The following is a 15,565-nucleotide window of genomic DNA, read 5'->3' as shown; positions in this document are numbered from 1 at the left end:
CGGCCCCGACGGAGAGACGAACGGAAGACGCACCGTGACCTGCACGGCCGGCGTCCTCAGGCCCTCCCGTCGGCCGTTGTGGCAGCCGCCCACGTCCCTCCCCAACGGAAGTCGGTCATGACGGACCAGCAGTTCTCCGCGACGCACCGCGTCCCCCGCAAGCACACCGCGCTGCCCAAGGCCCGCACACTCATCGAGGCGCTGCCCTGGCTGACCCGCCACCACGGCAAGACCGTCGTCATCAAGTTCGGCGGCAACGCCATGGTGGACGAGGATCTGAAGGCCGCCTTCGCGCAGGACGTCGTCTTCCTGCGCCATGCCGGCCTGCGTCCGGTGGTCGTGCACGGCGGCGGCCCGCAGATCAGCGCCCAGCTCGACCGGCTCGGCATGGTGTCCGAGTTCAAGGCAGGGCTGCGGGTCACCACACCGGAGACCATGGACGTGGTCCGCATGGTCCTGGCCGGGCAGGTGCAGCGCGAACTCGTCGGCCTGCTGAACCGGCACGGCCCACTGGCGGTTGGGATGACCGGCGAGGACGCCCACCTGATGACCGCCACTCAGCGGTACGCCCGCATCGAGGGAGAACAGGTGGACATCGGCCGGGTCGGCGAGGTCACCGCGGTCGAGCCCGGTGCCGTCCGCGCGCTGCTGGACGACGGCCGGATCCCGGTCATCTCCTCCATCGCCCGCAGCCTGGACGACCACCACGTGTACAACGTCAACGCGGACACCGCTGCCGCGGCGCTCGCCGCCGCGCTGGGAGCCGAGACGCTGATGGTGCTCACCGACGTGGAAGGGCTGTACGCGGACTGGCCGACCAGCGACGAGGTGATCAGCGAACTCACCGCCGGTGAGCTGGAGAAGCTGCTGCCCGGCCTGGCGAGCGGCATGGTCCCGAAAATGGAGGGCTGTCTCCACGCGGTGCGCAACGGCGTCCGCACCGCGCGCGTGATCGACGGGCGGGTTCAGCACTCCATCCTGCTGGAGATCTTCACCGACGAGGGCATCGGCACCATGGTCGTGCCCGACCCCGAGCATGAGGAGGAGAACCGGTGACGGGCGGTCAGGCACACGTGCGGGGTACGGAGGGGCAGGAGCCCGGGGTGCACCCGGGCGGGGACGGCGATCAGGAGCTGCGACGGCGCTGGCAGGCTTCCCTGATGGACAACTACGGAACCCCGCGCCTTGCGCTCACCCGGGGGGAGGGCGCCCGGATGTGGGATGCCACCGGACGGAGCTATGTCGACTTCGTCGCGGGGATCGCCGTCAACTCCCTCGGTACCGGGCACCCCGCGGTGGTGCGCGCGGTGTCGGACCAGATCGCCACCCTGGGGCACGTCTCCAACCTGTTCATCGCGGAGCCGCCCGTCCGCCTGGCCGAGCGGCTGCTGGACCTCGCGGGACGGCCCGGCCGGGTCTACTTCTCGAACTCCGGGGCGGAGGCGGTTGAGGCCGCGTTCAAGATCGGCCGGCTCACCGGACGGCCGCACATGGTCGCCACCCTGGGCGGGTTCCACGGCCGGACCATGGGCGCGCTCGCGCTGACCGGCCAGCCGGCGAAGCAGGAGGGCTTCCACCCGTTGCCCGGTGATGTCAGCCACGTCCCGTACGGGGACGCGGATGCGCTGCGTGCCGCCGTCACCCGGGACACCGCGCTCGTCATCATCGAGCCCGTCCAGGGGGAGAACGGCGTCATCGTGCCCCCCGAGGGGTACCTCTCCGCTGCCCGCGAGATCACCGCCGCCACCGGGACGCTGCTGGTCCTCGACGAGGTGCAGACCGGTATCGGCCGGACCGGTCACTGGTTCGCCTGCCAGGCGGAGGGAGTCGAGCCCGACGTCATCACCCTGGCCAAGGGCCTGGCGGCAGGGCTGCCCCTCGGGGCCACGCTCGCGTTCGGAGCGGCGGCCGGACTGTTCGTCCCCGGCGGGCACGGATCCACCTTTGGCGGGAACCCGGTCTCCTGCGCGGCCGCGCTGGCCGTGCTCGACACCATCGAAAGCTCCCAGCTCCTGCAGCGGGTGAAGGACACCGGCGAGCGGCTCCGGGAGGGCATCCAGGGCTGCGGGCATCCGTTGGTGGCCCACGTGCGGGGGGCCGGGCTGCTGCTCGGTATGGTGCTCAGCGAGCCGCTCGCCCCCCAGGTGCAACAGGCGGCTCAGGACGCGGGATTTCTGGTGAATACCGTGGCGCCCGACGTGGTGCGGCTCGCGCCGCCCCTGGTCATCGCGGACGCCGACATCGACGCGTTCCTCCGGGCCCTGCCCGCCGTCCTTGACACGGCGGGTACCCCGGCCGCCGACCGATGTGCCGGAGAGGAACCATGACCGACGAGCAGTACAGCGGGCAGGCCGTGCCGCAGACGCGCGCTGCCCGGCACCGCCGGATCGTGGACATTCTGAACCGGCAGCCGGTGCGCTCGCAGAGCCAGCTGGCGAAGCTTCTCGCCGACGACGGACTCACCGTCACCCAGGCGACGCTCAGCCGTGACCTGGACGAGCTGGGCGCGGAGAAGATCCGCAACGCCGGAGGTGAGCTGATCTACGCGGTGCCCAGCGAGGGCGGGTTCCGCACCCCGCAGGCTCCGCTGGGCGAGTCGGTGAAGGAGGAGCGGATGGCCCGGCTGGCCGGCGAGCTGCTGATCTCCGCCGAAGCCTCGGCCAACCTGGTGGTGCTCAGGACCCCGCCGGGCGCCGCACAGTTCCTCGCATCCGCCATCGATCAGGCGCAGGTCAACGACATCCTGGGGACCATCGCGGGCGATGACACGCTGCTGCTGATCAGCAGGGATCCGGACGGCGGCCAGCCGCTCGCGGACCACCTGCTGCGCCTGGCACAGAAGGGATACTGAGCCTGCCGGCCCGCAGCGGCGGCTCAGCGCGGGGGCACGTGCAGCCCGAACAGGGATCCCTGGTTGTCGCGGCACAGCTTGAATCGGCCGTAGCGTGTCCGGGACTCCTCGTCGCCCTCGATGTCCGGCTCGTCCACCGAGCCGCCCAGCGCCCGGACGCGTTCCAGCGCCGACTCCAGGTCGTCGACCCGGAAGAAGACGTACGGTCCGGCACCCGGGTCCCCGCCGTGCAGGCCCCCCGGGACATTGAGGCCGGAGATCTCCAGCCCTTGCCCGGGGCCCGGCCTGAAGTCCCACCCGAAGAGGGCCTCGTAGAAGGCGCGCCCGCGCGCCGTGTCCTGCACACCGAGTTCCAGGAACGCGATCTCGCCCGCCATCCGGCCTCCTCAATTGGCATGAATGCGAAGTAAGCGCATTATGCCCCTTCTGTCCCCTGAAGTGGGGGAGTGGGGGCAGGTGTGGGGGGTAGCGGCAGGGGCAGTCCGGGCAGCCCGTCCAGGCTGGTGCCCACGTGCTCCTTGCTCTGGAAGTACGCGTCCAGGGTGGTGTCCGTCTCCCGGGCGAAACGGGAGCCGTGCAGCGGCCGGTCGCTCTCGTAGCTCAGAAGCGGCACCGCGAAGCCGCAGGTGTCCCGGATGAGTTCGGCGGTCACCACGATGACGGAGCGCAGGCCGTGCCGCCCCGGGTCGATGTCCGGGAAGTGGGTCAGCAGCCCGGCCCAGCGTGCGTCGTCACGGAAGACCGGTTCGCCGTGGCCGTGGACCCGTACGATGTTGGGAGGGCCGGAGAAGGCGCACCACATGAGTGTGATCCGGCCGTTCTCCCGGAGGTGCGCGATGGTCTCGGCGTTGCTGCCGGCGAAGTCGAGGTAGGCGACGGTGCGCTCGTCGAGTACCGCGAGGGAGCCGGTGAGCCCCTTCGGGGAGAGGTTGACCGTGCCGTCGGCGGAGAGTGGCGCGGTGGCGGTGAAGAAGAGGTGCTGCTCCTCGATGAAGGCCCGCAGCCTTCCGTCGATGCAGTCGTAAGTTTTTCCCATGCGGAGAGTATGGCGGCCCCCGTCGGGCGGGGCCATGGACCTGCATTGACGAACCATGCAGAGTCCTGCATACTTATTCTCATCAGCGTGTGCATCCTAAGGAGACTCCCGTGACCGAGCGCGTCGTACTCGCCTACTCCGGCGGCCTGGACACCTCCGTCTGCATCGGCTGGATTGCCGAGGAGACCGGGGCGGAGGTCGTCGCCGTCGCGGTCGATGTCGGCCAGGGCGGCGAGGACCTGGATGTCATCCGCAAGCGCGCACTCGCCTGCGGTGCCGTCGAGGCCGAGGTCGCCGACGCCAAGGACGAGTTCGCCGAGGAGTACTGCCTTCCGGCGGTCAAGGCCAACGCGCTGTACATGGACCGCTACCCGCTGGTGTCCGCCCTGTCCCGGCCGGCCATCGTCAAGCACCTCGTGGCCGCTGCCCGCAAGCACGGCGCGACCACGGTGGCGCACGGCTGCACCGGCAAGGGCAATGACCAGGTGCGGTTCGAGGCCGGGATCTCCTCCCTGGCCCCCGACCTGACCTGCATCGCGCCCGTCCGGGACTACGCCATGACCCGGGACAAGGCCATCGCCTTCTGCGAGGCCAAGGGCCTGCCGATCGCCACCACCAAGAAGTCGCCCTACTCCATCGACGCCAACGTCTTCGGGCGGGCCGTGGAGACCGGCTTCCTGGAGGACATCTGGAACGCCCCCATCGAGGACGTGTACGAGTACACCCAGGATCCCTCCGTCGCACGCGAGGCCGACGAGGTGATCATCACCTTCGAGCAGGGCGTCCCGGTGGCCGTCGACGGCAAGCCGGTCACCGTCCTGCAGGCCATCCAGCAGCTCAACGCCCGGGCCGGCGCCCAGGGTGTCGGACGGATCGACATGGTCGAGGACCGGCTGGTGGGGATCAAGTCCCGGGAGGTCTACGAGTCGCCCGGCGGTATCGCGCTGATCACCGCGCACCAGGAGCTGGAGAACGTCACCGTCGAGCGCGAGCTCGCCCGGTACAAGCGGCAGGTCGAGCAGCGCTGGGCCGAGCTGGTCTACGACGGTCTGTGGTTCTCCCCGCTGAAGCGGGCCCTGGACGGCTTCATCGAGGAGGCCAACCAGCCCGTCAGCGGTGACATCCGGATGACCCTGCACGGCGGGCGGGCCGTCGTCACGGGCCGGCGGTCCGACCAGTCGCTGTACGACTTCAACCTGGCGACCTACGACACCGGGGACACCTTCGACCAGTCGCTGTCCAAGGGCTTCATCGAGCTCTTCGGCATGTCCGCCAAGATCGCGGCCAAGCGGGATCTCGCCCAGTGACCGGCACGCACGGAACCGGCCCGGCCACCGGGGAGCTGCGGCTCTGGGGCGGCCGGTTCGCCGACGGGCCCGCCGAAGCACTGGAGAAGCTGTCCGCCTCCGTCCATTTCGACTGGCGGCTGGCGCCCTATGACATCGCCGGCTCGCGCGCGCATGCCAAAGTGCTGCACGGCGCCGGGCTGCTCACGGACGAGGAGCTCGCCCGGATGACCGCCGGCCTCGACCGGCTCGAGGCCGACGTGGCCGACGGCAGCTTCACCGGCACGCTCGCCGACGAGGATGTGCACACCGCGCTGGAGCGCGGCCTGCTGGAACGGGTCGGTCCGGAGCTGGGCGGCAAGCTGCGGGCCGGCCGGTCCCGCAACGACCAGGTGGCCACCCTCTTCCGGATGTACCTGCGGGACCACGCACGGACTCTCGGCGGCCTCCTCGCCGAACTCCAGGAGGCGCTCGTCGGTCTGGCCGAGGCGCACCCGGACGTCGCGATGCCCGGTCGCACCCACCTCCAGCACGCCCAGCCGGTGCTCTTCGCGCATCATGTCCTGGCCCACGTCCAGGCTCTCTCCCGGGACGCCGAGCGGCTCCGGCAGTGGGACGAGCGGACCGCCGTCTCCCCTTACGGATCCGGCGCACTGGCCGGCTCCTCACTCGGCCTCGACCCGGAGGCGGTGGCCCGCGACCTCGGCTTCGAACGGGGTTCGGCCGGCAACTCGATCGACGGCACGGCCGCCCGTGACTTCGCCGCCGAGTTCGCGTTCATCACCGCGATGATCGGCATCAACCTGTCCCGGATCGCGGAGGAGGTCATCATCTGGAACACGAAGGAGTTCTCCTTCGTCACCCTGCACGACGCCTTCTCCACCGGTTCCTCGATCATGCCGCAGAAGAAGAACCCGGACATCGCCGAACTGGCGCGCGGCAAGTCGGGGCGGCTGATCGGCAACCTGACCGGGCTGCTGGCCACGCTGAAAGCTCTGCCGCTGGCCTACAACCGCGACCTGCAGGAGGACAAAGAGCCGGTCTTCGACTCCACCGACCAGCTCGAGATCCTGCTCCCGGCCTTCACCGGGATGATGGCCACCCTGACGGTGCACCGCGAGCGGATGGCAGAGCTGGCTCCGGCCGGGTTCTCGCTCGCCACCGACATCGCCGAGTGGCTGGTCAGAAACGGAGTGCCGTTCCGGGTGGCGCACGAGGTCGCGGGGGAGTGCGTCAAGGTCTGCGAAGCCCAGGGCATCGAGCTGGACCAGCTCACCGACCAGCAGTTCGCAGAGATCTCCCCGCACCTCACCCCGGAGGTCCGCGCGGTTCTGGACGTGCCCGGGGCCCTCGCCTCCCGCGACGGCCGGGGCGGCACCGCGCCCTCCGCGGTAGCCGTCCAGCTCGGAGAGGTGAAGGCCGACCTGGCCGTTCAGCGCGCCTGGGCGGACGCCCCGCGCTGAATCGGTACCTGGTGCCCGCCCGCCTGCCGATCGTGCCGGCCCGGGCGGGCACCGTCGGGGCAGCTACTCCCCGGGGAAGCGGAGCCCGATCCGCTCACGCACCGTGTCGAGCGTACGCATCACGGCCAGGGTGCCGTCCAGCGGCACCACCGACGACTCCGTCTCCCCGGCCCGCAGACATCGCATGACCTCTGCGGCCTGGTGCACGAAGGTGCTTCCCGGAGCCGGGCCGGTGATCTCCTCCGGCTCCTCTCCGTCCCGATACAGCACACACCGCTCCGGGTGGAAGAACCCGCGCGGGAACTCGATCCGCCCCGCCGTCCCGGTGACCGCCGCCCGCTGGGGGGTGTCCGCGACCAGCGAGCAGGTCAGGGCAGCAACCGCCCCGGAGTCATAGCCCAGCAGCATCCCGGTGTTCTCGTCCACCCCGCCCCGCAGCCGTGCCCATGCGGTCACGTCAGCCGGTTCCCCCAGCATCAGATGCGCGAACGACACGGGATACACCCCCAGATCCAGCAGGGCCCCGCCGCCGCTCGCCGGGTCGAGCAGCCGGTGGCCGGGAGGGAACGGGCCGGCGAGGCCGAAGTCCGCGTGCACGGCGCGCACCTCACCGACCGCCCCGTCCCGCACCAGCGCGGCCACCTGCCGCATCACCGGGTTGCAGTAGGTCCACATGGCTTCCATCAGGAAGACGCCGCGCTCCCGGGCCGTGCGCACCAGCTCCTGGGCCTCGTCCTCGTTCAGAGTGAAGGGCTTCTCGCACAGCACCGGCTTCCCCGCCTCGAGGCAGGCCAGGACGGCGGCCCGGTGGGCGTTGTGCGGAGTCGCCACATAGATCACGTCCACGTCGGAGTCCGCGGCCAGCTCGGCCCAGCTGCCGTGCGCCCGGGGTATCCCGAACCGCTCGGCGAAGGCCTGTGCGGAGCCGGCCGACCGCGAGCCGACCGCCGCCACCCGGGCATCGGGCACGGTCCGCAGGTCTGTCACGAACCGGGACGCGATCGAGCCGGTGGCCAGAATCCCCCAGCGCACCGGCTCCTGCGTGCCGTCCGTGCCAATGTCCCCCATGTGCTCTCCTCCGGTAGTCGTCCGATGGCCCGCATCGTACGGCCGGAACAGCGCAGGGCGGGCAGGTGTCCGGCTGTCGGCCGGGGACCTGCCGGGACCGCGCTCAGGCCGCCTTCGCCTTGGTGGCGTAGATGTCGACGTACTCCTGACCCGACAGCCGCATCACCGCTGTCATCACCTCGTCGGTGACGGCCCGCAGGACATAGCGGTCGCGATCCATACCCTCGTAGCGGGAGAAGTCCAGCGGGTTCCCGAACCGTACGGTGATGCGGCGGCCGGGGCCCACCCGCGGGAGACCCTTGCCACCCGGCTGCACGCGGTCCGTGCCGATCATCGCGAACGGCACCACCGGCGCCCCGGTCATCAGCGTCAGCCGGGCGATGCCCGTGCGGCCGCGGTACAGCCGGCCGTCGGGGGACCGGGTGCCCTCCGGATAAATCCCGAAGACCTTGCCCTCCTCCAGTACCCGGCGGCCGGTCATCAGTGCCGCCGCACCGCCGCGCGCGCCGTCCCGGTCCACCGGGATCATGCCGACCCCGGTGAAGAACCACGCCATGAGCCGGCCCTTGGCACTCCGGCCGGTGACGTACTCGTTCTTGCCGATGAAGAACACCTGGCGGCCGGTGACCAGGGGAAGGATCATCGAGTCGATGAAGGTGAGGTGATTGCCCGCGAGAATGACCGGACCGGTTCCCGGAATGTGCTCGGCACCCTCGACCCGCGGCCGGAAGAGAATCTTGAGCAGCGGGCCGAACAGCGCCTTGAGCAGACGAAAACGGGACAACGCGTCCTCCGGTCGTGACAGTCCACACGCATACGCGCGTGCACCGGACGATACTCGTGCGAAGGGTCCGTGCGCGACATCGGGGGCGCTGCCGGAGCGCTGCGGGGATCCGTGACCGGGGCGAGCGCCGCGCGGGAGTCGGCAATATCACAGGGAAGCCGGGAGCCGACACGTTCCGTACACCGCCGGATCCTGCGCAGAATGCTCCTGGCGCGGGCCCGGCCCGCACCGTCAGGGCATCCCCGGCCGGAAACGCGACCCTCGCACCTGCGCAACCGGCCACCACATCGTTTGAGGAGGCGTGCGCACATGGGCATGAGCGTCGCGATCGACAGGGCGACCGAACCGGATTCCGAGCAGATCCTCAAGCTCCAGTACCTGTGCTACCAGTCGGAGGCCCAGCTCTACGGCGACTACCGGATCGAACCGCTCACCCAGTCACTGGAGGAACTGCGGGCCGAACTCGCCGACAGCTGTGTGCTGGTCGCCCGGCTCGGCGACGAGGTCGTGGGCTCGGTGCGCGGTATCGTCGACAGCACCGGCACCGCCTGCATCGGCAAGCTCATCGTGCACCCACGTATGCAGCGTCACGGACTGGGCGGCCGGCTCCTCTCCTCCCTCGAGGAACGCCTCGCGCGAGAGGGCACCGCGCTCCGCTACCGGCTCCTCACCGGGCACCGCAGCGAGGGAAACCTCCGTCTCTACCGCAAGCTCGGTTACGCGGCCGTCGACACCGAGCCGGTCTCGCGGACGCTGAGCCTGGTGACTCTGGAGAAGCCCGCCACGGACCGGCCCCTCGCAGCCAGCGCCTGACCGGATTGCCGGCCCTGGGCGGCGGACCGGTGACGGATGCGGTGAGGGACCGTTCGGCCGTGTCGTTCACCGCATCCGCTGCCGGCGCAGCCAGACCAGCCCCGTCACGGGGAGGACGAGGGGGAGGAACACGTACCCCATCCCGTACTCCGACCACACCGTGGCATCCGGGAAGGCGGCCGGGTCCACCACGGTCCAGGTACCGACCGTCAGGACACCGGCCAGCTCCGCTATGCAGCAGCCGAAGGCGAGCCGGCGGGCTGTCTCACCGCCGAGTACCAGGGAGAAGGTGATGAACGCGTAGACCAGGGCGGCCACCGCTGACAGCAGATAGGCCAGCGGAGCCTCGTCGAACCGGGTGGCCAGCTGGTACACCGAGCGAGATGTGGCCCCCACCGTGAAGATCATGTACAGCGTCACCAGCAGCAGCCCCGGGCCGCTGCGGAGACCGGGCCGCACCGGGCCGCCGACCCTGCTCGCGACCACCGTGTGCTCAGCCAACGCCGCCTCCCCAGACGTCATGCAGCCGCAACTGCAGCACAGCGGCGACGAAGGCACCGGCCGCCACCGTCGCCGAGCCCCAGCGGGTGCGCTCACCCAGCGAGACCAGCGCCACCAGCGGCACACAGGCCGGTACCGAAACCAGGTAGGAGACGAAGACCGCCGTGCTGTCCCCGGCCGGGCGCTCTCCGCGAGCGAGCAGTACCACTGCGACGGCCAGCTGCACCACGCTGAGCAGGGTCACCACGCCCATGCCGGCAAAGTGCCAGTCCTTGGTGGGCTGATTTCGGAAGGCCGCCAGCCCGCACCAGGCAGCCAGCGACAGGGCGGCCACCGCCACAGCGACCGTCAGGGGCGTCAGCATGCTGCCGACTCTAGCGGGCAGGCCCGGCAGGACGGCCCCGGCCCCCGCCTCCCGGACTCCACGGACCGCGGCAGTCCACGCGGACGAGGCCGTGCACAGCACCGCTGCCCCGCCTCTCACCGGTGCGTTCCCACCGCCCGCAGCTGCGCCCAACTCGCCCCATGCTGCATGCTGTCCATTCGGACCACAGGCATGGAGCAGCGCATGACTTCCACCTTCCCCGACGTCACCATCAGCACGGAACGGCTCGTGCTGCGCCCGTTCGAGGAAGCGGACATCCCTGAGCTCACCGACATGATGAATGACGAACACAGCGCCGCCTGGACCAGCGCCCCCGCTCCCTACACGGCTCACGACGCCCGGGAGTGGATCACCCTCCGCGCTCCGGCGGAACGGACCGAGGGCCGGGGCATCGTGCTCGCGGTCACCGAGCACCTGACCCAGCGGCTCGTCGGCAGCGTCCACCTGGCAAAGACCGACTGGCGGGCGCTGGCCACCGAGGCCGGCTACGTCGTTGCCCCCTGGGCCCGGGGCGAAGGGTACGCCGCCGAGTCCGTGCTGGCCGCCGCCCGGTGGCTCTTCGGGGACCAGAAGTTCGAACGGCTCGAAGTGCGCACCGCTGCCGGCAACACTGCTTCCCAGCAGGTCGCCCAGAAGCTCGGGTGCATCAGTGAAGGTGTGCTCCGCAATGCCGGCATCGTGCGCAGCCGGACCGAGGACGGTGGCTGGGCGGACATCCGGACCGACCTCATCGTCTGGGGCCTGCTCCCCGAGGACCTGGAAGAGACCCTGGGCAGGTGACGGCCAGGGGGTAGGCTCATCGCGACCCGCCCCGGTACGACTCCGGCGACCCGCCCCGCACCACCTGGGAGAGCCCTGACCATGGCCGACCGTGTCACGGTGATCGGGTGGGACGGCTCCCCTCCGGGCCCGGCAGCGAGTGCGGCCCTCGCTGCGGCCACTCTGGTTGCCGGTGCCCCCCGGCATCTCGCCCTTCCCGGTGTGCCCCCCGGGGCGGAACGCGTGCAGCTCGGCAGCGTCGCCCGGGCCGCGCGCCGGATCAACGCCCATCGCGGCACCGCGGTCGTCCTGGCCGACGGGGACCCCGGCTTCTTCGGAGTGGTGCGCGAGCTGCGCGATCCGGAGCACGGGCTGGAGGTCGAGGTCGTGCCGGCCGTCTCGGCGATCGCCGCCGGCTTCGCCCGGGCCGGCATGCCGTGGGACGACGCCCGGGTCGTGGTGGCCAACCGCCGTACGCTGCGCCGCGCCGTCAACGTGTGCCGGGCTCATCCCAAGGTAGGGGTACTCACCTCACCGGGGGCCGGGCCCGCCGAGATCGCTCTGCTGCTCGGCGACGTCCCTCGCACGTTCGTGATCTGTGAGGCCATCGGCACCGACCGGGAGCAGGTCTCCGTGCTGACGTCGGACAAGGTCTCCCAGCATCGCTGGACGGACCCGAACATTGTCATCGTCGTGGGCGCCGGCTCCGGGCAGGTCACCGGCAGCGGCTGGCTGGCGGGCGCTGAGCTCGCTGAAACCGCCCGGCCGCGCGGGTGGGGACTGCCCGCGTGGAGTTACGGCGCGCTCGTGGAGCAGACCCCGGCCGAGCGGTACGAAGGCCCCCGTGCGGACTCGCGGCCCCCGGCAGAACCGCCTCCGGCGCTCGCGGCGGGCGGGGTGGGCGGGTCCCGCCGGCTGCGGGCGGTGCAGCTGTCCGTGCTCGGCCCTCGGCCGGGGGACCTCCTGTGGGACGTCGGCAGCGGTGACGGCTCAGCCGCACTGGAAGCCGCCGCGCTGGGTTCCGCGGTCATTGCCGTCGACCGGACTCCGGCAGCCTGTCTGCGGGTGACCGACGCCGCCCGTCGGCTGGGCCTTCAGCTCCAGGTCGTGCAAGGCGTGGCGCCTCAGGTCCTGGCCGACCTTCCCGAACCCGATGTGATCCGGGTAGGGGCCGGAGGGACACGTGTTCTCACCGCCTGCGCGGACCGCCGTCCCCAGCGGATCGTGACGCACGCGGTGACCCGGGACGAGGCGGAATCCGCAGGCCGGATCCTCTCCGGAATGGGATACCGGGTGGAATGCACCCTCCTGCAGTCCGTGGAGCTTGACCCTCATGACTGGTCGGAGAACAGCCGTACGGTCGCTTTTCTGCTCTCCGGCGGCCGGGTGTGACGCTCGTCTCGACAAACCCGGACCATTCAGGGTCAGTCGTGCACCCAGGAACGGCACCCCCTGTCATGCCGGGTAGGCTGATGGATCGTTGTGCTGCCCGCATGACGTGACGATTCGTCCCCCGTTGTCCGCAAGGCAGGGGGTGAGGGCTCGTTGCCCGCGTTTGCGCTCGCTCGTCAACCGGACATCAGGCACAGCGCACCCGCCGGGGTGGGAAGGAGCACTAGCGATGGGCGAGGGGTACGCATGACGGACACCGGCCAGGTCCCGGAAGGGGGACAGCCGAGCCAGCCGGACGGACCGTCAGGATCTGCGGAGCTGCCGGCCCAGTTGGGGCACCCGGTCGCACCGGTCCCCGCCACCCACCCCGTTCCGGGTGCGGTCGACGGCCTCGGGGAGCCCGAGGAGCCGGAGGAAGAAGAGGACCTGCTGATGCCCGGCTCGATGGGTGTGTGGGGTGAGGCCGCCCCCGTTCCCCGTCCGGCCGGTCCCCCCGGACGGCGCGACAGGACGAGTACGGGAGACGACCCGGCGGTTCCTGCGTCCGGGGAGTTTCCTCCGTCCTCGCAGGACCATGCCGTGACACCCCCGCGGCGTCCGCTGCACCTGGGTCCGCCCGTGCCCGAACAGTCCGGTGCGGTCCGTCCTCTCGCGGACCGGCAGCCGCCGACGGCTCAGGGCAGGCCGACGGGCCCCGCCTCCGGGGCCGTTGCGGAGGAACCGGCGCCGCCGAAGTCACCACCACCGCCGGACCTTCCGGGCAGTGGCCCTTCCCCGTCGCTCCCCTCCGGCGCCCTGCCCGCCCAGCCGGGTGCCTGGCAGCCCGTGGCTCCCGAACCTGGCCCGGAACCCGTGGCTCCCGAAGCTGGCCCGGAAGCGGTGGCTCCCGAACCTGGCCCGGAACCCGTGGCTCCCGGACCGGCCCCTGAATCCGTCGCACCCGAACCCCGGGCCGGGGACTTCGGCCCCGGCGTGCCGCCCGAGGCGATGACCGGCCCGCCCGTGGCCGGTCCGGCCCCCGAGCCGGATGCCGCCGCGGAACAGACCGCCGGCCTGCCGGCCGGTTCGCCGGAGGCCGTCGAGCCCGGAGCCCCCGGCGCGGAATCGGCCGGCCCGTCCGGCAACGCCCCGGAGTCCGCGGAACGCGGGGACAGCGGGCCGCAGACCCTCGAGCCCGGACCGGCTGCGGCCGCCGTCCAGGAGCCCGGATCGCCCCCGGTCCCGGAACCCGGGGAAGCCGGGCCCGAGCCGCTCGTCGGCGGGGTACCGCCACGGCCGGAGCCGGAGCCCGATGAGGCGTCCCCGCCCGCGGTGCCCGCCCCCCGGGACGGAAGCGCGCCCGAGCAGGCGTCCACCGCGGTAACGCCCGCGGCGCCCGGCTACGCCGAGGCCGAACGGGAAGCGGTGCACCGCCTCATGCGCGACCGCCGGGACATCCGCAACGGTTTCCGGTCCGACCCGATTCCGCACGAGGTGCTGCTGCGGGTGCTGGAAGCCGCACACACCGCCCCCAGCGTCGGCCATTCGCAGCCGTGGGACTTCGTGATCATCCGTTCAGCGGAGACCCGGCAGACGATGCACGAACTGGTCGTCCAGCAGCGGGAGGCATACGCCAAGTCCCTGCCGAAGGCCCGGGCCAAACAGTTCAAGGAGCTGAAGGTCGAGGCGATTCTCGACACCCCGGTCAACATCGTCGTCACCGCCGACCCGACCCGCGGTGGCCGGCACACCCTCGGCCGGCACACCCAGCCCCAGATGGCGCCCTACTCCTCGGCACTCGCCGTCGAGAACCTGTGGCTCGCCGCCCGGGCCGAAGGGCTCGGTGTGGGGTGGGTCAGCTTCTTCGACGAGCGGGAGCTGGTCCGCGCCCTGCACCTTCCCGACCACCTCGAAGTCGTCGCCTACCTGTGTGTCGGCTACGTGGACGAGTTTCCCGACGAGCCGGAGCTGGTGCAGGCCGGCTGGTCCCGCCGCCGTCCGCTCTCCTGGGTTGTCCACGAGGAGTCCTACGGCCGCCGGGCGCTTCCCGGTGCCCAGCCCCACGACCTGCTCGGCGAAACCCTGGAGCAGATCCGTCCACTGGACGCTCAGGCACTCGGCGAGGCATGGGAGCGTCAGAAGCGGATGACCAAGCCGGCCGGCGCGCTCGGCGCGCTGGAAATCATCTCGGCCCAGCTCTGCGGGCTGTCCCGCAGCTGCCCGCCGCCGGTGCCCGAGCCTGCCGCGGTCGCGGTGTTCGCCGGGGACCATGGCGTGCACGCTCAGGGAGTCACCAGCTGGCCGCAGGAGGTGACGGCCCAGATGGTGGCCAACTTCCTGGGCGGGGGAGCGGTGTGCAACGCCTTCGCCAACCAGGTCGGAGCCGAGGTCTGTGTCGTCGATGTCGGCGTCCGCAGTGAGCTGCCCGGCACCCCCGGTCTGCTCCCGCGCAAGGTGCGCGCGGGAACCGCGGACTTCACCTGCGGCCCCGCGCTCACCAGGGAAGAGGTGCTGCGGGCCATCGAGGTCGGCATCGAGACCGCACGGGATCTGGTGGCCGCGGGCAACCGGGCACTGCTGACCGGGGAGATGGGCATCGCGAACACCACGGTGTCGGCCGCCCTCATCGCCGTGTGCACCGGCACCGACCCGGCCGAGGTCACCGGGCGGGGGACCGGCATCAACGACGAAACGCACGCCCGGAAGATCGAGGTCGTGCGCCGCGGGCTGGAGCTGCACCGGCCCGACCCCGCCGACCCTCTCGGCGTTCTCGCCGCGGTCGGTGGCCTGGAGCACGCGGCGATCACCGGCCTGATCCTCGGTGGTGCCTCCCTGCGCGTGCCCGTCCTTCTGGACGGGGTCAGCGCCGGGGCTGCCGCGCTGGTCGCCCGGGCCATCGCCCCCGAGGCGGTATCGGTGTGCATCGCGGGACACCGCAGCGCGGAGCCCGGGCACATGGCGGCTCTCACCGCGCTCGGCCTGCGCCCGCTGGTCGACCTGGACCTGCGGCTCGGAGAGGGCACCGGGGCCCTCCTGGCCCTCCCGATCGTGCAGAGCGCGGCCCGGGCGATGCGTGAGGTCGCCACCTTCGACTCGGCCGGCGTGACCGACAAGAACTGACCCGTACGGCGCGGCCCGTCCGGATGCTCCCGCCCCCTCATGCGGACGTGAGGCAGCGAACAGCGTTCCGCCGGACCGCGCCGTAAGGTGGGCCGGCAGAGCTCTGCCCGTCCCGATCCAGCCGCTCC

15 protein-coding genes are annotated in these 15,565 nt (G+C 71.6%); 9 read left to right on the top strand and 6 right to left on the bottom strand.

What is annotated here, in order from left to right:
* The first annotated feature begins 117 nt into the window (after positions 1 to 117).
* From argB to PJ985_RS15540, 3 genes are read left to right on the top strand one after another with little or no spacing between them, the layout of a single operon-like run.
* Positions 118 to 1,056: an acetylglutamate kinase gene (gene argB, locus PJ985_RS15550; RefSeq protein ID WP_271684355.1), complete on the top strand. Its 939-nt coding sequence runs from the start codon at positions 118 to 120 to the stop codon at positions 1,054 to 1,056.
* A 47-nt stretch (positions 1,057 to 1,103) separates the two neighbouring features.
* Positions 1,104 to 2,327, top strand: a complete 1,224-nt coding sequence (locus PJ985_RS15545; protein WP_271684505.1) for an acetylornithine transaminase — start codon at positions 1,104 to 1,106, stop codon at positions 2,325 to 2,327.
* A complete protein-coding gene (locus PJ985_RS15540; protein WP_271684354.1) occupies positions 2,324 to 2,851 on the top strand; it encodes an arginine repressor in 528 nt (175 codons plus the stop codon). Before PJ985_RS15545 ends, PJ985_RS15540 begins: the two co-directional genes overlap by 4 nt.
* Positions 2,852 to 2,874: 23 nt before the next feature.
* Here PJ985_RS15540 and PJ985_RS15535 read toward each other — a convergent pair whose 3' ends face one another.
* Positions 2,875 to 3,228: a VOC family protein gene (locus tag PJ985_RS15535; RefSeq protein WP_271684353.1), complete on the bottom strand. Its 354-nt coding sequence runs from the start codon at positions 3,226 to 3,228 to the stop codon at positions 2,875 to 2,877.
* Positions 3,229 to 3,266: 38 nt separating this feature from the next.
* Positions 3,267 to 3,887, bottom strand: coding sequence for a pyridoxamine 5'-phosphate oxidase family protein (locus tag PJ985_RS15530; RefSeq protein WP_271684352.1), 621 nt, complete (start codon positions 3,885 to 3,887; stop codon positions 3,267 to 3,269).
* Positions 3,888 to 3,997: 110 nt separating this feature from the next.
* Between PJ985_RS15530 and PJ985_RS15525 the strand changes: the two genes are divergently transcribed.
* Complete coding sequence (locus tag PJ985_RS15525; protein ID WP_271684351.1) at positions 3,998 to 5,194, top strand: argininosuccinate synthase; 1,197 nt, start codon at positions 3,998 to 4,000, stop codon at positions 5,192 to 5,194.
* Complete coding sequence (gene argH, locus PJ985_RS15520; protein WP_271684350.1) at positions 5,191 to 6,636, top strand: argininosuccinate lyase; 1,446 nt, start codon at positions 5,191 to 5,193, stop codon at positions 6,634 to 6,636. Before PJ985_RS15525 ends, argH begins: the two co-directional genes overlap by 4 nt.
* 63 nt (positions 6,637 to 6,699) lie before the next feature.
* On the opposite strand, the gene PJ985_RS15515 is transcribed toward argH, so the two are convergent.
* The gene (locus tag PJ985_RS15515) at positions 6,700 to 7,704 is read right to left on the bottom strand and encodes a Gfo/Idh/MocA family protein (RefSeq protein WP_271684349.1); all 1,005 of its coding nucleotides are present in this window, start codon (positions 7,702 to 7,704) and stop codon (positions 6,700 to 6,702) included.
* Positions 7,705 to 7,807: 103 nt separating this feature from the next.
* Positions 7,808 to 8,488: a lysophospholipid acyltransferase family protein gene (locus PJ985_RS15510; RefSeq protein ID WP_271684348.1), complete on the bottom strand. Its 681-nt coding sequence runs from the start codon at positions 8,486 to 8,488 to the stop codon at positions 7,808 to 7,810.
* 309 nt (positions 8,489 to 8,797) lie between these two features.
* Here PJ985_RS15510 and PJ985_RS15505 point away from each other — a divergent pair, with 309 nt between their 5' ends.
* Positions 8,798 to 9,301: a GNAT family N-acetyltransferase gene (locus PJ985_RS15505; RefSeq protein WP_271684347.1), complete on the top strand. Its 504-nt coding sequence runs from the start codon at positions 8,798 to 8,800 to the stop codon at positions 9,299 to 9,301.
* A gap of 66 nt (positions 9,302 to 9,367) precedes the next feature.
* Here PJ985_RS15505 and PJ985_RS15500 read toward each other — a convergent pair whose 3' ends face one another.
* Both PJ985_RS15500 and PJ985_RS15495 read right to left on the bottom strand, forming a co-directional pair.
* Entirely contained in the window at positions 9,368 to 9,823 is a 456-nt protein-coding gene (locus tag PJ985_RS15500) for a hypothetical protein (RefSeq protein WP_443033493.1), read from the bottom strand.
* Positions 9,795 to 10,166, bottom strand: coding sequence for a hypothetical protein (locus tag PJ985_RS15495; RefSeq protein WP_271684345.1), 372 nt, complete (start codon positions 10,164 to 10,166; stop codon positions 9,795 to 9,797). The genes PJ985_RS15500 and PJ985_RS15495 overlap by 29 nt, the downstream gene beginning before the upstream one ends.
* Before the next feature lie 204 nt (positions 10,167 to 10,370).
* Here PJ985_RS15495 and PJ985_RS15490 point away from each other — a divergent pair, with 204 nt between their 5' ends.
* The 3 genes from PJ985_RS15490 (at position 10,371) to cobT (ending at position 15,437) form a co-directional block, all read left to right on the top strand.
* Positions 10,371 to 10,967, top strand: coding sequence for a GNAT family N-acetyltransferase (locus PJ985_RS15490; RefSeq protein WP_271684344.1), 597 nt, complete (start codon positions 10,371 to 10,373; stop codon positions 10,965 to 10,967).
* Positions 10,968 to 11,048: 81 nt separating this feature from the next.
* Positions 11,049 to 12,338: a precorrin-6y C5,15-methyltransferase (decarboxylating) subunit CbiE gene (cbiE, locus tag PJ985_RS15485; protein ID WP_271684343.1), complete on the top strand. Its 1,290-nt coding sequence runs from the start codon at positions 11,049 to 11,051 to the stop codon at positions 12,336 to 12,338.
* Between the two features lie 246 nt (positions 12,339 to 12,584).
* The gene (gene cobT, locus PJ985_RS15480) at positions 12,585 to 15,437 is read left to right on the top strand and encodes a nicotinate-nucleotide--dimethylbenzimidazole phosphoribosyltransferase (protein WP_271684342.1); all 2,853 of its coding nucleotides are present in this window, start codon (positions 12,585 to 12,587) and stop codon (positions 15,435 to 15,437) included.
* The last annotated feature ends 128 nt before the right edge of the window (positions 15,438 to 15,565 follow it).

Origin of the sequence: Streptomyces sp. ACA25 (assembly GCF_028200735.1) — a bacterium.
Lineage (GTDB): Bacteria > Actinomycetota > Actinomycetes > Streptomycetales > Streptomycetaceae > Streptomyces.
Note: the sequence above shows the minus strand (reverse complement) of the source record. Positions and strands in the feature narration are given on the sequence as shown.